At 67.8% G+C, this 15,826-nt stretch carries 11 protein-coding genes and 1 pseudogene; 6 read left to right on the top strand and 6 right to left on the bottom strand.

Annotated features, from left to right (window positions below):
- Nucleotides 1-86: 86 nt before the first annotated feature.
- The 3 genes from ABE487_RS04770 (at nt 87) to ABE487_RS04780 (ending at nt 4,649) form a co-directional block, all read left to right on the top strand.
- Complete coding sequence (locus ABE487_RS04770) at nt 87-1,961, top strand: ABC transporter ATP-binding protein (RefSeq protein ID WP_346444058.1); 1,875 nt, start codon at nt 87-89, stop codon at nt 1,959-1,961.
- A 105-nt stretch (nt 1,962-2,066) separates the two neighbouring features.
- Nucleotides 2,067-3,743, top strand: coding sequence for an AarF/UbiB family protein (locus ABE487_RS04775; RefSeq protein ID WP_346448786.1), 1,677 nt, complete (start codon nt 2,067-2,069; stop codon nt 3,741-3,743).
- A gap of 111 nt (nt 3,744-3,854) precedes the next feature.
- A complete protein-coding gene (locus ABE487_RS04780; RefSeq protein WP_346444055.1) occupies nt 3,855-4,649 on the top strand; it encodes a ferredoxin--NADP reductase in 795 nt (264 codons plus the stop codon).
- Nucleotides 4,650-4,706: 57 nt separating this feature from the next.
- Here the strand turns inward: ABE487_RS04780 and ABE487_RS04785 are convergent, their stop codons facing one another.
- Entirely contained in the window at nt 4,707-5,213 is a 507-nt protein-coding gene (locus ABE487_RS04785; RefSeq protein ID WP_346451621.1) for a glutathione peroxidase, read from the bottom strand.
- A gap of 216 nt (nt 5,214-5,429) precedes the next feature.
- Here ABE487_RS04785 and ABE487_RS04790 point away from each other — a divergent pair, with 216 nt between their 5' ends.
- Nucleotides 5,430-7,628: a M3 family metallopeptidase gene (locus tag ABE487_RS04790; RefSeq protein WP_346451620.1), complete on the top strand. Its 2,199-nt coding sequence runs from the start codon at nt 5,430-5,432 to the stop codon at nt 7,626-7,628.
- A gap of 572 nt (nt 7,629-8,200) precedes the next feature.
- Complete coding sequence (locus ABE487_RS04795; protein WP_346451619.1) at nt 8,201-9,067, top strand: NAD-dependent protein deacetylase; 867 nt, start codon at nt 8,201-8,203, stop codon at nt 9,065-9,067.
- On the opposite strand, the gene ABE487_RS04800 is transcribed toward ABE487_RS04795, so the two are convergent.
- The 5 genes from ABE487_RS04800 to ABE487_RS04820 form a co-directional block, all read right to left on the bottom strand.
- A complete protein-coding gene (locus tag ABE487_RS04800) occupies nt 9,050-9,868 on the bottom strand; it encodes a DUF3298 domain-containing protein (protein WP_346451618.1) in 819 nt (272 codons plus the stop codon). The two genes, ABE487_RS04795 and ABE487_RS04800, sit on opposite strands and share 18 nt — an antisense overlap.
- A gap of 154 nt (nt 9,869-10,022) precedes the next feature.
- Entirely contained in the window at nt 10,023-10,232 is a 210-nt protein-coding gene (locus ABE487_RS04805; protein ID WP_047135789.1) for a cold-shock protein, read from the bottom strand.
- Nucleotides 10,233-10,601: 369 nt separating this feature from the next.
- Nucleotides 10,602-11,498: a hypothetical protein gene (locus ABE487_RS04810; protein ID WP_346451617.1), complete on the bottom strand. Its 897-nt coding sequence runs from the start codon at nt 11,496-11,498 to the stop codon at nt 10,602-10,604.
- A 96-nt stretch (nt 11,499-11,594) separates the two neighbouring features.
- Nucleotides 11,595-12,212 carry a rhomboid family intramembrane serine protease gene (locus ABE487_RS04815; RefSeq protein WP_346451616.1) on the bottom strand — a complete coding sequence of 206 codons (618 nt, stop codon included), beginning with the start codon at nt 12,210-12,212 and terminating at the stop codon, nt 11,595-11,597.
- Between the two features lie 24 nt (nt 12,213-12,236).
- On the bottom strand, nt 12,237-13,859 hold the full coding sequence (locus ABE487_RS04820; protein ID WP_346444045.1) for an oligopeptide:H+ symporter: 1,623 nt from the start codon (nt 13,857-13,859) through the stop codon (nt 12,237-12,239).
- A 182-nt stretch (nt 13,860-14,041) separates the two neighbouring features.
- Here ABE487_RS04820 and ABE487_RS04825 point away from each other — a divergent pair.
- Nucleotides 14,042-15,823: pseudogene (locus ABE487_RS04825) on the top strand (M14 family metallopeptidase).
- Nucleotides 15,824-15,826: the final 3 nt, after the last annotated feature.

A 15,826-nucleotide genomic window follows, 5' to 3' on the forward strand; every position in this document is an offset into this window, starting at 1 on the left:
GCCTTCCGTGTCCGGCGTGAGCGGCCGGCATGCGCAGGATGCGCCGGCATGCCGACGCGTCGACGCCGTTGGCGCGACAATGGGTCATGCCCGCCTCCGCCTCCGCCAAACCGCTCCGCACCGATGGCCGCCCCACCTTGCGCGAGCGCTTCGACGCGATGCGCAACCTGCGGCCATTCCTGCGCATGATCTGGCAGACCAGCCGGCCGCTGACGCTCGCCAGCCTCGGCCTGCGTCTGGTCCGCGCGTTCCTGCCGGTGGCGATGCTCTACGTCGGCAAGCTGATCATCGACGAGGCGATCCGCGTCGTCGGCCTGGACGGCGGCTTCACGACTTTGGCCCAGGCCTGGTCGAGCGGTGCGCTCGACACGCTTGCCGGGCTGCTTGCGTTGGAGTTCGCGCTGGCGATCGGCTCCGACCTGCTCGGGCGATTGGTCAGCTATGCCGACACGTTGTTGTCGGAGCTGTTTACCAACGCCACCAGCATCCGGCTGATGGAACACGCGGCGACCCTGGACCTCGAAGACTTCGAGGACCCCGAACTGCAGGACAAGCTCGACCGCGCGCGCCGCCAGACCATGGGCCGCATGAACCTGATGGGGCAGTTGTTCGGCCAGGTGCAGGATGCGATCACGGTCGCGAGCTTCGCGATCGGCCTGCTGGTCTACGCGCCCTGGCTGATCGTGCTGCTGGCCGTCGCGCTGGTGCCGGCCTTCATCGGCGAATCGCACTTCAACGCGCTGGGCTACTCGCTCAATTTCCAGTGGACGCCCGAACGTCGCCAGCTCGAATACGTGCGCCAGAGTGGCGCCAGCGTCGAGACGGCGAAGGAAGTGAAGATCTTCGGCCTGCACCGGTTCTTGATCGATCGCTACCGCACGCTGGCCGACCGGTTCTTCCTCGCCAACCGCGCGCTCGCCAGGCGCCGGGCGCTGTGGGGCACCCTGCTGGCCGCGCTCGGCTCGCTGGGCTACTACGTCGCCTACGGCTACATCGCCTGGCGCACGGTGCGCGGCGACTTCAGCATTGGCGACCTGACCTTCCTGGCCGGCAGCTTCCTGCGCCTGCGTCAGCTGCTCGAAGGCCTGCTGGTCGGCTTCTCGCAGGTCGCCGGCCAGGCCTTGTATCTGGACGACCTGTTCTCGTTCTTCGCGATCGAACCAGAGATCGCCTCGCCAAGCGATCCTGTGCCATTCCCGCAGCCGATCCGCCAGGGCTTCACCTTCGAGAACGTGGGCTTTCGCTATCCGGGCAGCGAGCGCTGGGCGGTCCGGCACCTCGACTTCACCCTGCACGCTGGCGAGGTGCTGGCGCTGGTGGGCGAGAACGGCGCCGGCAAGACCACGCTGGTCAAGCTGCTGGCGCGGCTCTACGACCCCGACGAGGGGCGGATCCTGCTCGACGGCCGCGACCTGCGCGACTACGACCTCGAGGCGCTGCGCGCCAATACCGGCGTGATCTTCCAGGATTTCGTGCGCTACCACCTGACCGCCGGCGAGAACATCGGCGTGGGGCGCATCGAGGCGATGGACGATCACGCGCGGATCGTCGACGCGGCGCATCGGGCGATGGCCGATGAGATCATCGCCGGCCTGCCCGACGGCTTTGATCAGATCATCGGCCGGCGCTTCCGCAACGGCGTCGATCTGTCGGGCGGCCAGTGGCAGAAGGTCGCAATCGCACGCGCCTACATGCGCGAGGCCCAGGTCATGATTCTCGACGAACCCACCGCCGCGCTCGATGCGCGCAGCGAGTACGAGGTGTTCCGACGCTTCAAGGAGCTGTCGCATCAGCGCACCGCGGTGCTGATCTCGCACCGCTTCTCCAGCGTGCGCATGGCCGACCGCATCCTGGTGCTCGAGCAAGGCCGGATCGAGGCCAGCGGCTCGCACGCCCAGTTGATGGCCGAGGGTGGCCGCTACGCCGAGTTGTTCGAGTTGCAGGCCGCGGGTTACCGCTGACGCGGCAGCAGGTCGGAACGGCGCAGGTTGCGCCCGTCGCGCCGCTGCCGTGAGACGGCGTTGACGCGGCGCTGCGTACGCTGCCCACATCAACGGAGTTCCGCGATGACCGATACCCGCCAGGCGCTCGCGCGCAACGCGCAGATCCTGCGTTTCCTCATGAAGTACCGCAAGGCCGGCGTGCTGACCGGATTCGACCTGGACGCGGCGACGGTGGAGGTCGACGAGGCCGACACTGCCGGCCGGCCGGAGGCGTTCGTCGATGACCTCGAGGCGCTCGGCCCGACCTTCATCAAGATCGGCCAGGCGCTGTCGACACGTCCGGACATGGTGCCGCCGGCCTATCTCGCCGCGCTGGAACGGATGCAGGACGATGTCGCGCCGGTGCCGTTCCAGGTGATCCACGCCGCGGTCGAGGACGCGCTGGGCGTGCGCATCAACAAGGTCTTCGACAGCTTCGACGAGACGCCACTGGGCAGCGCCTCGCTGGCGCAGGTGCATCGCGCCACGCTGCGCGACGGCCGCGCCGTCGCGGTCAAGGTGCAGCGCCCGGGCATCGTGGAGCAGATCCGCGACGACCTCGACACGCTCGCCCGGCTGGCTGGCGGCATCGACCGGGTCACCGACCTCGGCCGGCGCGTGCGCTTCGCCGACTGGGTGCACGAGTTCCGGCGCACGCTGCTGGCCGAGCTCGACTATCGCGTCGAGGCGGAGAACCTCGATCGCTTCGATGCGCATTTCGCCGCCTACCCATCGTTGTTCGTGCCCAAGCCGATCTGGGACCTGACCCGGCCGCGGCTGCTGACGATGGAACTGGTCGAAGGCACCAAGGTCACTGCGATCAGCGGCCTGCAGCGCACCGAGCGCGACATGGCGCCACTGGCGACCGCGCTGCTGCACGGCTATCTCGACCAAGTGTTCGTCCACGGCGAGATCCACGCCGATCCGCACCCGGGCAACCTGCTCTACACCCGCGACGGTAGACTGGCGCTGCTCGACCTGGGCATGGTGGCGCACGTGCCGCCACGCACCCGCGAGCGCCTGCTCAAGCTGCTGTTCGCCGCGGTCGATGGCCGCGGCGAGCAGGTCGCCGCCGAGGGCATCGCCATGGGCACGCGCCTGGAGGACTTCGACGAGGAGCGCTACTACCGCGATGTCGGCCAGTTGGTCGCGCGCTACGCCGCGCAGTCGGGCGCCACCGGCCAGACCGAGGGCCGCCTGGTGCTCGACCTGGTGCGCCTGGCGACCGCCTGCGGCCTGCGCACCGCGCCGGAGATGAGCTTGCTGGGCAAGACGCTGCTGCACCTCGAATCGGTCGTGCGCACGCTGGCGCCCGACATGGACATGAAGCGCGTCGTCGAGGAGCACCTCAACGACATGATGCGCCAGCGCCTGCGCAAGTCGCTCTCGCCGGCCAATCTCGCCAGCGAGATGATGGACCTGCAGGAACTGGTCCGCGAGGCGCCGCGCAAGGTGTCCAATGTGCTGTCGCTGCTGGCCGAGAACCGCCTGCGCGTGCGCCTGACCGGGCTGGAGGAATCGCATCTGCTCGAAAGCCTGCACAAGATCGCCAATCGCATCGCCGCGGGCGTGGTCACCGCGGCGCTGATCCTGGCCTCGGCGCTGATGATGGACAACCCCGGCGGCCCGCGGCTGTTCGGCTATCCGGCGATCGCGCTGCTGCTGTTCCTGACCGGCGCAGGCCTGGGCATCGCGATCGTGCTCAGTGCCCTGCTCGGCGACCGCCGGGCACGGCCGAACGAGGAAAGCGGGCCGCATTAGTCGAGCGCCGCCTCTTCCAGCCGGCGCGCAGGCTGCGACACCAGGTCGCAGATGAGAACCGGTCTCATCGCTCTGTTAAGATGGGCGGCTCCGCGCCTCGCCTTGCCTTCTATGTCCTCCGCCTTTGGTTCCGAAACGGTGCTCGACGTCCGCCACTGGACGGACGCGTACTTCAGCTTCACCACGACCCGCGACGACGGTTTCCGTTTCGACAACGGCCAGTTCGTGATGATCGGCCTGCAGGTCGAGGGCAAGCCGCTGCTGCGCGCCTACTCGATCGCCAGCGCGAACTGGGAGGAGCAGCTCGAGTTCTTCAGCATCAAGGTCGACAACGGCCCGCTGACCTCGCGTCTGCAGCACATCCAGCCGGGCGACCAGATTCTGGTCGGCCGCAAGCCGACCGGCACGCTGCTGATCCACGATCTGCATCCGGGCCGCAATCTGTACCTGCTGGGCACGGGCACCGGCTTTGCGCCGTGGCTGTCGGTGATCAAGGATCCAGAGACCTACGAGCGTTTCGAGAAGGTGATCGTCACCCACGGCGTGCGCTCGGCCCAGGACTTGGCCTATCGCGACTACATCGTCAACGAGCTGCCGCGGCACGAATTCCTCGGCGAGCAGATTTCGCGCCAGTTGCTGTACTACCCGGCCGTCACCCGCGAAGACTTCATGTTCGACGGCCACAGCCACCGCGGCCGGCTGACCGAGCTGCTCGACAGCGGTCGCATGGCCGCCGACCTCGGCCTGGCCCCGCTCGACCCGGCCTTTGATCGCGCGATGATCTGCGGCAGCCCGCAGATGCTGGCCGATTTCCGCGGCCTGCTCGATGCCCGCGGCTTCGAGGCCGCGCCGCGCATCGGCACGCCGGGGCAATACGTGTTCGAGCGCGCCTTCGTCGAGAAGTAAGGCCGGGCGACTTTCGTCGCGCGCGCCGGCGTGTCATGTCCGCGCAGCCGGCCGCGCTCAGCGCCGCACAGGGCTCGGGTCTTCGTCGAGGATCGTCTCGATCCGTCCACGCAACGCGGCTGGCGCCCTCGACGGCGCATAGCGCGCACGGACGCAGCCGTCGCGGCCGACCAGGAACTTGGTGAAGTTCCACTTGATCCGTCGGGTGCCCAGCAAGCCGCGTTTCTGCCCGCCCAGCCAGGCCCACAGCGGATGCGCATTCGGCCCATTGACCTCGACCTTGGCGAACATCGGGAAGTCGACCGCATAGTTGAGCGCGCAGAAGCTGCGGATCGCGTTCGCATCGCCGGGCTCCTGGTGGCCGAACTGATCGCACGGAAACCCGAGCACCACCAGCCCCCGGTCGCGATAGTCCTGCCACAGCGCCTGCAGGCCGGCGTACTGCGGCGTGAATCCGCAGCGCGAGGCGACGTTGACGATCAGCAGCACGCGATCGGCGAAATCCGACAGCGGCTGGTCGACGCCGTCCAGCGTACGGGCGGTGAACTCGTGGATCGTGGTCATGGCAGTGACGGGCGGGAACGTGGCTCGCCAGTCTGCCGCAGATCCTGCATCGATGACGTCGCCCGACTGGCGCGCCCGCCGAACCATCATGCATCGCACGAAAAATATCGTCCATCCCGTTGAATGACTTGCACAAACACGGCTCGGACTTCCGGCACGGTCATCGCGACGCCCGATAAGCTAGCCTAGGCGGTCACGTCACCCGGAGAGTCACCCTTGCTCAAGCACCCGCTTGCCGCCGCACTGTGTGCGGCCCTCGCCGTGTCCGCCCTGCCCGTCTTCGCCCAGTCCTCGGGCACCACCGCGGTCGCACCTGCCGCAAGCGCCCAGCGCCCCGCCGACAATCCGCTGTTCGTGGAAAGCACGCTCGATCTGCGCTATCCGCGCTTCGACCTGATCCAGGACGCGCACTTCGGCCCCGCATTCGACGCCGGCATGGCCGAGAACCTGCGCGAGATCGAGGCGATCGCCAACAATCCCGAGCCGCCGACCTTCGACAACACGATCGTGGCGCTGGAGAAGTCGGGCGAACTGCTGTCGCGCGCACGCCGGATCTTCGGCAACCTCAACGGCACCGACACCAACGACACCCGCAAGCAGATCGACGCCGACTACGCGCCCAAGTTCGCCGCGCACCGCGACGCGATCATGCTCAATCCCAAGCTCTTCGCCCGCGTCGACACGCTCTACAAGAACGTCGGCTCGCTCGGCCTGGATGCCGAGGGCCAGCGTCTGGTCGAGCGCTACCACACGATGTTCGTCCGCGCCGGCGCCAATCTGAGCGACGCACAGAAGGAACAGATGCGGCGCATCAACGCCGAATCGGCCAAGCTCTCGACGACTTTCAGCCAGAACGTGCTCAACGAGGTCAACGACTCGGCTGTCGTGGTCGACACCGTGGCCGAACTCGATGGCATGAGCGAGGCGCAGATCGCTGCCGCGGCCGAAGCCGCCAAGTCGCGCGGACTGGACGGCAAGTACGTCATCACCCTGCTCAACACCACCGGCCAGCCACCGCTGCCGCAGATCAACAACCGGGCGCTGCGCGAGCGCATCCACAAGGCCTCGGTCGCTCGCGGCAGCCGCGGCAACCAGTACGACAACACCGGCGTGATCGCGCAGATCCTCAAGCTGCGCGCCGAGCGTGCCAACCTGATGGGCTATCCGAACCAGGCCGCCTTCATCCTCGAAGATTCGACCGCCGGTACCGTCGAAGCCGTCAACGGCATGCTCGGCCAGCTGGCGCCGGCCGCCGTCGCCAACGCCAAGCGCGAAGCCGCCGAACTGCAGGCGATGATCGACCGCGAACAGGCCGCCAAGGGCGAGCCCACGTTCCAGCTCGAGCCGTGGGACTGGGCCTACTACTCGGAGAAGGTCCGGCAGGACAAATACAGCTTCGACGACGCGCAGCTCAAGCCCTACTTGGAGATGAAGAACGTGCTCGAGAACGGCGTGTTCTTCGCCGCGACCAAGCTCTACGGCATCACGTTCAAGGAACGCACCGACCTGCCCAAGTACCATCCCGATACCTGGACCTACGACGTCTTCAATGAGGACGGCAGCCAGCTGGCGATCTTCATCTACGACCCCTACGCGCGCCCGTCCAAGCGCGGTGGTGCCTGGATGAATTCGTATGTCTCGCAGTCCGAGCTCGACGGCACACTCACGGTCACCGCCAATCACCAGAACATTCCCAAGCCGCAGGCCGGCCAGCCGACGCTGCTGACCTGGGACGAGGTGACCACGATGTTCCACGAGTTCGGCCATGCGCTGCACGGCATGTTCTCGGACGTGAAGTACCCGTTCTTCAGTGGCACCAGCGTGCCGCGCGACTTCGTCGAGTTCCCCTCGCAGGTCAACGAGATGTGGGCCGACTGGCCGGAGGTGCTGGCCAATTACGCCAAGGACTACCGCACCGGCGCGCCGATGCCGGCCGAGCTGCTGGCCAAGGTGCAGGCGGCTGCCAAGTTCAACCAGGGTTTCGCGACGACCGAATACCTGGGCTCGGCGATGCTCGACCAGTATCTGCACCAGCTGCCGGCCGACCAGTTGCCGGAGGCGTCCGAGGTCATGGCGACCGAAGCTGCCGCGCTCAAGGCGGCCGGCCTGGACTACCCGCCGGTGCCGCCGCGCTATCGCACGCCGTACTTCAGCCACATCAACGGCGGCTACGCGGCCGGCTATTACGCCTACATCTGGTCGGAAGTGCTGGACGCCAACACCGTGCAGTGGATCGAGCAGAACGGCGGCCTGACCCGCGCCAACGGCGACCGCTTCCGCAGCACCCTGCTCTCGCGCGGCGGCAGCAAGGACGCCAAGCAGCTGTTCCTGGACTTCACCGGCCACGAGCCGCAGATCGAGCCCCTGCTGATCAAGCGCGGCCTGGCGCCCGATCCCAAGGACGCCACGAACTGATCGCCCACCGCGATGCGTGACCAGAACGCCCGGCTCCGCGCCGGGCGTTCTTTTTGGTTCTCCACCAAATACCGAAATGGTCGTTCCGCTTCAGATGGGCAGCGGCCTGCCAGCCGGAAGCCGCTCTCCCCTCGGTCAAGGCATCCTGCCTTGACTCGGGCGCGCGCCATCCATGGCGCGCTTGGCGCGGCCACCGGCTGCCAGTCCACTGCGGTGGACGTTGGCAACCCGACTTCGAGGAGACGCAGAGTCACCTCCTACAAGAAGTCGCGCACTTGTCGGCCTCAGGTGCGTCGTGCTGGTCGGGGATTGCGATAGCGGGCCATGGATGGCCCGCGGCGGCGAGTCAGCCAGGGATGGCTGACCGAGCCGGGAGCAGTCCCCGGCCGGCGCGACGCGCGCTCCGGAGCCGATCTCCATGATCGAGTAGCAGAAGCAGGATCTTCATGACTCTGGTGAAGAACCTCGCTTTGGAGGGATGCGCTCGCTCGTGGACCCACGTCACCAGGAAGGCCGCTTCACGGGCGAGCGCGCGTACTACGAAAAGTAGAGGCCCGGAGTAGCATGGCCGCATGTCCGCGATCTGCCTCGACGCCGCCGAAGCCACCGACGCCCCCGAACGCCTGCGCGACTGGCTGGGCGGATTCCGCCGCGTCTTCGTGCTCACCGGCGCGGGCATCAGTACAGGCTCCGGCATTCCCGACTATCGCGATACCGATGGCGCCTGGAAGCGCCCGGCGCCGGTCACCTGGCAGGCCTTTACCGGCGACCCCGCGATCTACCGCCGCTACTGGGCGCGCAGCTTCGTCGGCTGGCCGCGATTCTCCGTCGCACGCCCCAACGTCGCGCATCGCGCGCTGGCGGCACTGGGCGATGCCGGTCCGATCGCGACACTCCTGACCCAGAACGTCGACGGCCTGCACCAGGCTGCAGGCAGCCGCTCGGTGATCGACCTGCACGGCCGGCTCGACCGCGTGGTCTGCCTGAGCTGCGGCAACGCGATGGCGCGCGATGCGCTGCAACCCAGGCTCGTCGCCGACAACCCCCGCTGGCATCCCGGCGCGGCCGCGATGGCGCCCGATGGCGACGCCGACATCGCCGCCGAGTCCGAAGCCGCGTTCGTGCCGCCGCGGTGCCTGCACTGCGGCGGCTTGCTCAAGCCCGATGTGGTGTTCTTCGGTGAGAATGTGCCGAAGGCACGCGTGCAGGCAGCCAGGACCGCACTGGCGCAGAGCGACGCGATGTTCGTCGTCGGCTCCTCACTGATGGTCTATTCGGGCTTCCGTTTCGCCAAGATGGCCCACGAGGCCGGCCTGCCGCTGGCGATCCTCAACCGCGGGGTCACGCGCGCCGACCCCCTGGCCACACTGCGGCTCGATGCCGAGATCGGCCACACCTTGGGCACCCTCGCGCAAGACGCCTCAGCCAGCGACGAATAGATCGCGATACGCCGGCGCCAGGTGCGGCAACAGGACCGACGCCGGCACCTCGACGGTCTGCGCGCCGTCCGAGTACGGCCCGACCTGGTAGGGCGGAAACACGAAACGCAGCCCGGCCAGCGTGCCGCCCGGACCGGCGATCGGCTCGAACTGCTGGAAGTTGGACACGTCCGGCCGTGCGCCTTCGTCGATCATCCGGCCTGCGGTCTGCATCATCCGGCTGCGCTCGGCCGGTTCGAGTTCGTCGGCATCGATGCGCTGGGACAGCGCCGCATGAAGTTGCTCTCGTACGTAGTCCGAAATCACCTGCCAGTCGGCCGCGCGCGGAACCAATTCTTCGGCGGTGAGCAACCGCTCTTCCCGAACCAGCCAGAAGAAGCGCGCGATGATCGGGCTGTCGTGCGCGCCGCCGGTGTAGCTGCCGCCATCGGCGGCGATGGCCAGCACGCGCGGGGTGTCGAGCAACGTGGTGAAGCTCAGCGACAGATCGTAGGTCACGCCCGGCTGCTGCTCGGTGCCCGGCAACGCCTGCTTGAGTTCGTCGCGGGCCGCCTGCGCGAAGCGATGCAATTCCGCAGCCAACCCGGGGTATTTGTTGGCTTCGGGCGGGTAGCTGATGCCGACGATGTAGCGCGGGTCCATCTCGACCACATCCTCGAGCTTGACCGGCGCTTCGGCCAACGGCTGCACCGCCTCGGCATCGACGCCCGCGGGGCCGGCCGCAGGTTGCGCGGGCACGGGCGCCTCGCGCTGGCAGGCCAGCAGCAACAGCGGCAAAACGCACAGCACCATCCGTCTCATCATCGATCCTCGAGCCGTCCACGCAGCATGGAACTCACGAAACGCTAACGATATCGACGTGGCCTCGTCGTGAACGACGCCCGCCAGGCCGACGCATACGAAAAAGCCCCGGACGTTACCGTCCGGGGCCGGATCTTGCAGACGCTGCGGGCGATTAGATCGCCTGCACCTCGTCAGCCTGCAGGCCCTTCTGGCCCTGCACGACCTTGAAGGAGACCTTCTGGCCTTCCTGCAGCGACTTGAAGCCGGTGCCCTGGATCGAGCGGAAGTGGACGAACAGGTCCTGGCCGCTTTCCGGGGTGATGAAGCCGAAGCCCTTGGCATCGTTGAACCACTTGACGGTTCCGGTCTGGCGCTCTGACATGGTGTTACTCCTTGAAGCAGTGTGGTCATTGGAACACGACGACCGGCGTTGTTTGGATGGCCGGCTGCCGCGACTGTCTAGCAAGGGGTAACGCGAAAGCGATGGAGCGGATCGTCCCGACCGGAAAGCCCGGCCGTCGTGAGATTGGATCTACCGCATCGGAGCCACGATGTACCGTGATCCCGCCTTGAACAGTCCGCGCACGATACCGCAATTATCGACCGAAATGTGAATAGGGGGACGCGAATGTCGCCGGCCCCGTCGGCGCCATGGCTGCGGCCAACGGTTCACTGCGCTGCGCAGCCGGCGCTGGTCACGCCGGCTGCGGACGCGGGTTGCGGACACCGCCGACCCGACCGGCCCGGTCGGTCAGTCTGTCGCTGCCCGGCGATCGCGCTTGCCTTGATTCTTGCGGTCGCGCGTACTGCTGCTGCCGTTGATCGAGGCCTGCCGGCTTTCGGCAGCGTGCAGTTCCAGCGCCTTGGCGCGGGCCTGCGGAGACTGGAAGCCCGGCGCCGCCGCCGCCGCGCCGTCGCCACCGATGTCCTCCCAGTGTTTGGGCGCGCGTGCCTGTGCTTCGTGCTGCTCGAGCAACTGCCGCGTGTTGTCGAGCGCACGCTCGGGGGAAATACGCGATCCACGTCGCGACTTGCGCGCGGGCGCGGCCGGCGTCTCGGCGGACGCCGGCTTGCGCGCCGTGGACGTGGCTGCCTTGCGCGACCGGGCCGCAGCCGGCTTGGTGGTCGTGCCGGCGTTGGTCGATGTCGCGCCGGACGCCGCGCGCCGGGACGAGCCCGACTTCGCCGCGGCCTTGCTCGCCGTCTTTGCGGTCTTGGCAGGCTTGGACCGCGTGCCTGTCGAGCGCGCAGCAGCGGCCGACTTGGCGGCCGGCTTGCGTGCGCCCGACGCGCTGGTCTTCTTCGCAGACTTGCGCGCAGCCGTCGCCGCCGCCTTGGCGGCCTTCGCAGTGTCCTTCTGGCGTGTCTCGAAGCGGCTCAGGATATCGGCGAGCAGTTCGGCCTTCTCGCCCGTGCGCGCATTCGCCTGACCGGTCCGTCCGGCCTTGCTGCCGGTCGACTTGCGCGAGGCCAGACGCTGGCGCTTTTCCAGATCCCGCGCACGATCACGGGCGGTACGCGCGCGGGTCACCAGCTTGGCGAGTTGGGCCTCGCTCAGACCACGCACTGCATTGGCGCGGCTCGCGTCGTACAGCCCCATCTCGGTCTTGTTGAGCAGGCTGGTGGCTTTCGCTCGTGTCACGGCCATGGACATGCACTCCGTTTGATGGATGTGGGCGCAGGGATACCACGCCTCGCATGCAAGACCAGTGAGTGCGGACGCCAACCACGTCCGCATTCGCCGCTAGAAGAACGAGAGCGACATCAAGCGATCGACGAAGCTGCCGAGCACGCGCGGTTCCATCATCACGGTGAACAGCACGCCGTAACCCGCGCCCCACAGGTGTGCACTGTGGTTGATGTTGTCGCCGCCTCGGCGGTCCATCCAGATGCTGTAGCCGACGTAGCACACGCCGAACACGATTGCCGGCATCGGGATGAAGAACACCAACAGCATCGACCATGGGCTGAGCAGGATCGACGCGAACAGTACCGCCGACACCGCGCCCGAGGCGCCCAGGCTGCGGTAGTGCGGGTCGCGCCGGTGACGCAGATAGGTCGGCAGGATCGCGACCAGGATCGCCGACAGGTAGAACATCAGAAAGCCGACCGGACCGATGTACGGCGCGAACGCGCGTTCGATGCCGCCGCCGAAGAAGAACAGCGTGATCATGTTGAAGAGCAGGTGCTGCCAGTCGGCGTGGATGAAGCCGTGGGTCAGCAGGCGGTCGTACTGGCGATAGCGATCGACTGCCGGCGGCCACAGGATCAGCCGGGCGAGCAACTGCGGCTTCTCGAACGCCTGCCATGACACCACGGCGGTGACGACAATCAGCAGCAAAGTGACGGGGGCGAGGTTCATCGGGCGGGTTTCCGGGTGGACGGATCAGGCGACACGGTAGTGGTCCTGCATGGGATAGCGCCGTGCGTACGCCGCGAACGCCAAGGCGGCCAGGAACGCGAAACCGGCGAAGAAGAACATCAGGAAGGCGTTTTCGCTCAACCCCGACGATGCGATGTACGCGGTCACCGCCTCGTTGCGCACGCCGGCATTGGTCAACAGCACCCACAGGCTTCCGAAAGTGCTGGTCAGGTACCAGAACGCCATGATCACGCCCTTCATCGCCTGCGGAGCCTGGCTGTAGGCGAACTCCAGCGCAGTCGCCGACACCAGCACCTCGCCGAAGGTCAGCAGCAGATACGGCAGCGACTGCCAGGCCAGCGAGACCTGTTCGCCGCCATCGATCCACAACTGGATCGCGCCGGCGGCGATCCACGCCACGCCCGAGAACGCGATGCCCCAGCCCATACGGCGCAGCGGCGTCACCGACAGCCCCATCGCGCGCAGTGCCGGGTACAGCACCAGATTGTTGAACGGGATCAACAGCATCACCAGCAGCGGGTTGAGCGCCTGCATCTGCGCTGCGTCCTGGATCAGCCAGCTCGGCCACCACCAGGCCGCGTGCGGGATCACCATCTCGCGGCCCTGGATGATCCAGGTCGAGGCCTTCTGGTCGAACAGCGACCAGAACGGCGTGACCAGCGCGAATACGATCAGGATCCGCAGCACCGCGCGCACGCCGTCGACCGCGGCATCGGGGTGCGCGCCGCGCGCACGCTCGAGCTGCATCGAGGCACCGACACCACCGGCAGCGATGATCACACCCAGTGCCAGACACGCCGAAATGACGAAGTTGAAGGACTCGGCCCATGCCGACGGCACCACGCCCACCGCCGACAGCGCCCACAGCACGAGCAGCAGCGCGGCGACCGCGAGGCCGAACAGCGCAACCAGCAGGCCAGGACGGCCCGCCCCCGGGCGCTCGGCACGCAGCGCAGTCTTGACCACCTCGAAGAACGCATGCGGATCGCGACCGGCCGGCGGCACGTCGATATAGCGTCGGCGCCCGAGCCAGAACACGAACGTGGCGATGAACATCAGGATGCCGGGGATGCCGAAGGCCACGGCCGGCCCGAAATGGCGCAGGAACAGCGGTGCCAGCAACGACGCGAAGAACGAACCGAAGTTGATGATCCAGTAGAACGCGTCGAAGACCAGCTTGGCCTTGTCCTTGTTGCTCTGGTCGAACTGGTCGCCGCAGAACGAGACCACCAACGGCTTGATGCCGCCCGAGCCGAGCGCGATCAGGAACAGGCCGGTGTAGAAGCCCGCGGCATTGTTCTCAAACAGCGCAAGGCAGGCATGACCGGCGCAGTAGATCAGCGAGAACCACAGGATGGTGTGGTACTTGCCGAAAAACCGGTCGGACAACCACCCGCCCAGCAGCGGGAAGAAGTACACGCCGATCACGAACATGTGGAAGATGTCCTTGGCCGCGCCGTCGCGCTCCGGACCCTCGGGCAGGTAGGCCAGCAGCACCGAACTGATCAGGAACGGCACCAGGATGTTGCGCATGCCGTAGAAACTGAAGCGCTCGCAGGCTTCGTTGCCGATGATGTAGGAGATCTGGCGGGGCATGCGGCCCGCAGTGGTCTGGACGGTCGTCATCGGCACGTCGAAGGCAGTCTGGGAACCCGACAGCCTACCCGATCCTCGCGTCCGGCCCGCGACTGCCATGCCCGCCGGACGGCGGCAAGTGCCGGGCGCTGGGCCATCGATCGCGACACCTGCCCTTGGGCGGGCGCGCCCGGCCGGGCATCATGCGTCGTCGTTCTCCTCCGGACCGCCCCATGTCCTGCCGCCCGTTCCTGCCGCTGTTGCTCGCCGCCGCACTCGTCGCGCCGCTGCCGTCCGCCTCGGCCAGCGACGATCCGCGTATCACCGTGTCCGAGCGCAGTGGCTTCATCGAGACCGGCCGCTTTGATGAGGTCGTGCGCCTGTGCGCCACCTTCGCCCGCCTGCATCCCGATGCGGTGCGCTGCACCCAATTCGGCACCACGCCCGAAGGCCGACCGATGCAGGCGCTGATCGTCAGCCGCAGCGGCACGCTCGACCCTGCCCAGGCGCGTGCGCAGGGCATTCCGGTCGTGCTGATCCAGGGCGGCATCCACGCCGGCGAGATCGACGGCAAGGACGCCGGCTTTCTGGCGCTGCGCCAGGTGCTCGACGGCGACGCCGCGCCCGGCGCGCTCGACGCGCTGGTCTGGGTCTTCGTGCCCGTATTCAGCGCCGATGGCCATGAGCGGTTCGCAGCCTGGAACCGTCCCAACCAGCGCGGTCCGCGCGAGATGGGCTGACGCACGACCGCGCAGAACTACAATCTCAATCGCGACTACGCCAAGGCCGAGTCGCCGGAGATGCAGGCGATGCTGGCACTGGTCGAGGCCTGGGATCCGATCGCCTATGTGGACCTGCACGCGACCAATGGCGCGCAGTTCGAACACGACATCGCGGTGCAGGTCGAACCGCTGCATTCGGGCGATGCGCAGATGCGCAGCGTCGGGCGCACATTTCGCGATGCGGTCATCGACGACCTCGCGCGCCAGGGCGCGCTGCCGCTGCCCTATTACCCGTCGTTCGTCGAATCCGACGATCCGGCCTCGGGCTTCGAGGACGGCGTGTCGGCGCCGCGCTTTTCGACCGGCTATTTCCCGCTGCGCAACCGGGTGGCGATGCTGATCGAGACTCACTCGTGGAAACCCTACCCGGTCCGCGTGGCCTTGACCCGCAACACCGTGGTCTCGGTGCTCGAGCAGATCGCCCGCCATGGCCGCGATTGGATGCGCGTGGCAGCCGACGCCGACGCCCGCGCCGCCGCGCTCGGTGGCACCTCGCTGCCGCTGGACTGGCAGGCCACGGCGCGCGCGCGGATGGTCGACTTCCGTGGCTACGCCTACACGCGCACGCTGTCGGAGGTGTCGGGCGCACTGATGACGCGCTACGACGAGACCACGCCGCAGATCTGGCACGTGCCGCTGCGCGACGAGATCGTGCCGTCGCTGAGCGTCGTGTTGCCGCGCGCCGGCTACATCGTGCCCGCCGCCCACGCGGCCAGCGTCGCCCAGGCACTCGACCGCCACGGTATCGCCCATTCGACGCTCAAGCGCGCCCATCCCCAGCTCGCCGTCGACACCTTCCGCGCCGAGCGCACCGCGTTCGGCACCGCCCCGGTCGAGGGCCACCAGCGGCTCACGCTCGAAGGCCGCTGGCGCGCCGAGCCGCAGGACATCGGCGCCGGCGCGCTGTATGTGCCGATCGCACAGCCGCGCGCGCGGCTGGTCGCCGCGCTGCTCGAGCCGCAGGCGCCCGATTCGATGGCCGCCTGGGGCCGCTTCAACACCCACTTCGAGCGCAAGGAGTACATGGAGGATTACGTCGCCGAAGCGGTGGCGCGCGAGATGCTGGCTGCCGATCCGGCGCTCGCCGAGGACTTCCGGGCCCGGCTGCGCGACGATCCGGCCTTCGCGGCGGATCCGCGCGCACGCCTGGCGTACTTCTATCGTCGGCACAGCGCCTGGGATGCGCGCTACAACCTCTACCCCATCGTCCGCACCGACCTCGCCCCCGAATGACCG

It is taken from the genome of Luteimonas sp. TWI596, from assembly GCF_039674105.1.
In the GTDB taxonomy this organism is placed as follows: Bacteria; Pseudomonadota; Gammaproteobacteria; order Xanthomonadales; family Xanthomonadaceae; genus Luteimonas.

What these genes read in the sequence shown, in the direction of transcription:
- ABE487_RS04770 (WP_346444058.1), top strand. Translation starts at nt 87, where the DNA reads ATGCCCGCCTCCGCCTCCGCCAAACCGCTCCGCACCGATGGCCGCCCC.
- ABE487_RS04780 (WP_346444055.1), top strand. Translation starts at nt 3,855, where the DNA reads ATGTCCTCCGCCTTTGGTTCCGAAACGGTGCTCGACGTCCGCCACTGG.
- ABE487_RS04820 (WP_346444045.1), bottom strand. Translation starts at nt 13,859, where the DNA reads ATGACGACCGTCCAGACCACTGCGGGCCGCATGCCCCGCCAGATCTCC.
- ABE487_RS04805 (WP_047135789.1), bottom strand. Translation starts at nt 10,232, where the DNA reads ATGTCAGAGCGCCAGACCGGAACCGTCAAGTGGTTCAACGATGCCAAG.
- ABE487_RS04810 (WP_346451617.1), bottom strand. Translation starts at nt 11,498, where the DNA reads ATGGCCGTGACACGAGCGAAAGCCACCAGCCTGCTCAACAAGACCGAG.
- ABE487_RS04795 (WP_346451619.1), top strand. Translation starts at nt 8,201, where the DNA reads ATGTCCGCGATCTGCCTCGACGCCGCCGAAGCCACCGACGCCCCCGAA.
- ABE487_RS04815 (WP_346451616.1), bottom strand. Translation starts at nt 12,212, where the DNA reads ATGAACCTCGCCCCCGTCACTTTGCTGCTGATTGTCGTCACCGCCGTG.
- ABE487_RS04800 (WP_346451618.1), bottom strand. Translation starts at nt 9,868, where the DNA reads ATGAGACGGATGGTGCTGTGCGTTTTGCCGCTGTTGCTGCTGGCCTGC.
- ABE487_RS04775 (WP_346448786.1), top strand. Translation starts at nt 2,067, where the DNA reads ATGACCGATACCCGCCAGGCGCTCGCGCGCAACGCGCAGATCCTGCGT.
- ABE487_RS04785 (WP_346451621.1), bottom strand. Translation starts at nt 5,213, where the DNA reads ATGACCACGATCCACGAGTTCACCGCCCGTACGCTGGACGGCGTCGAC.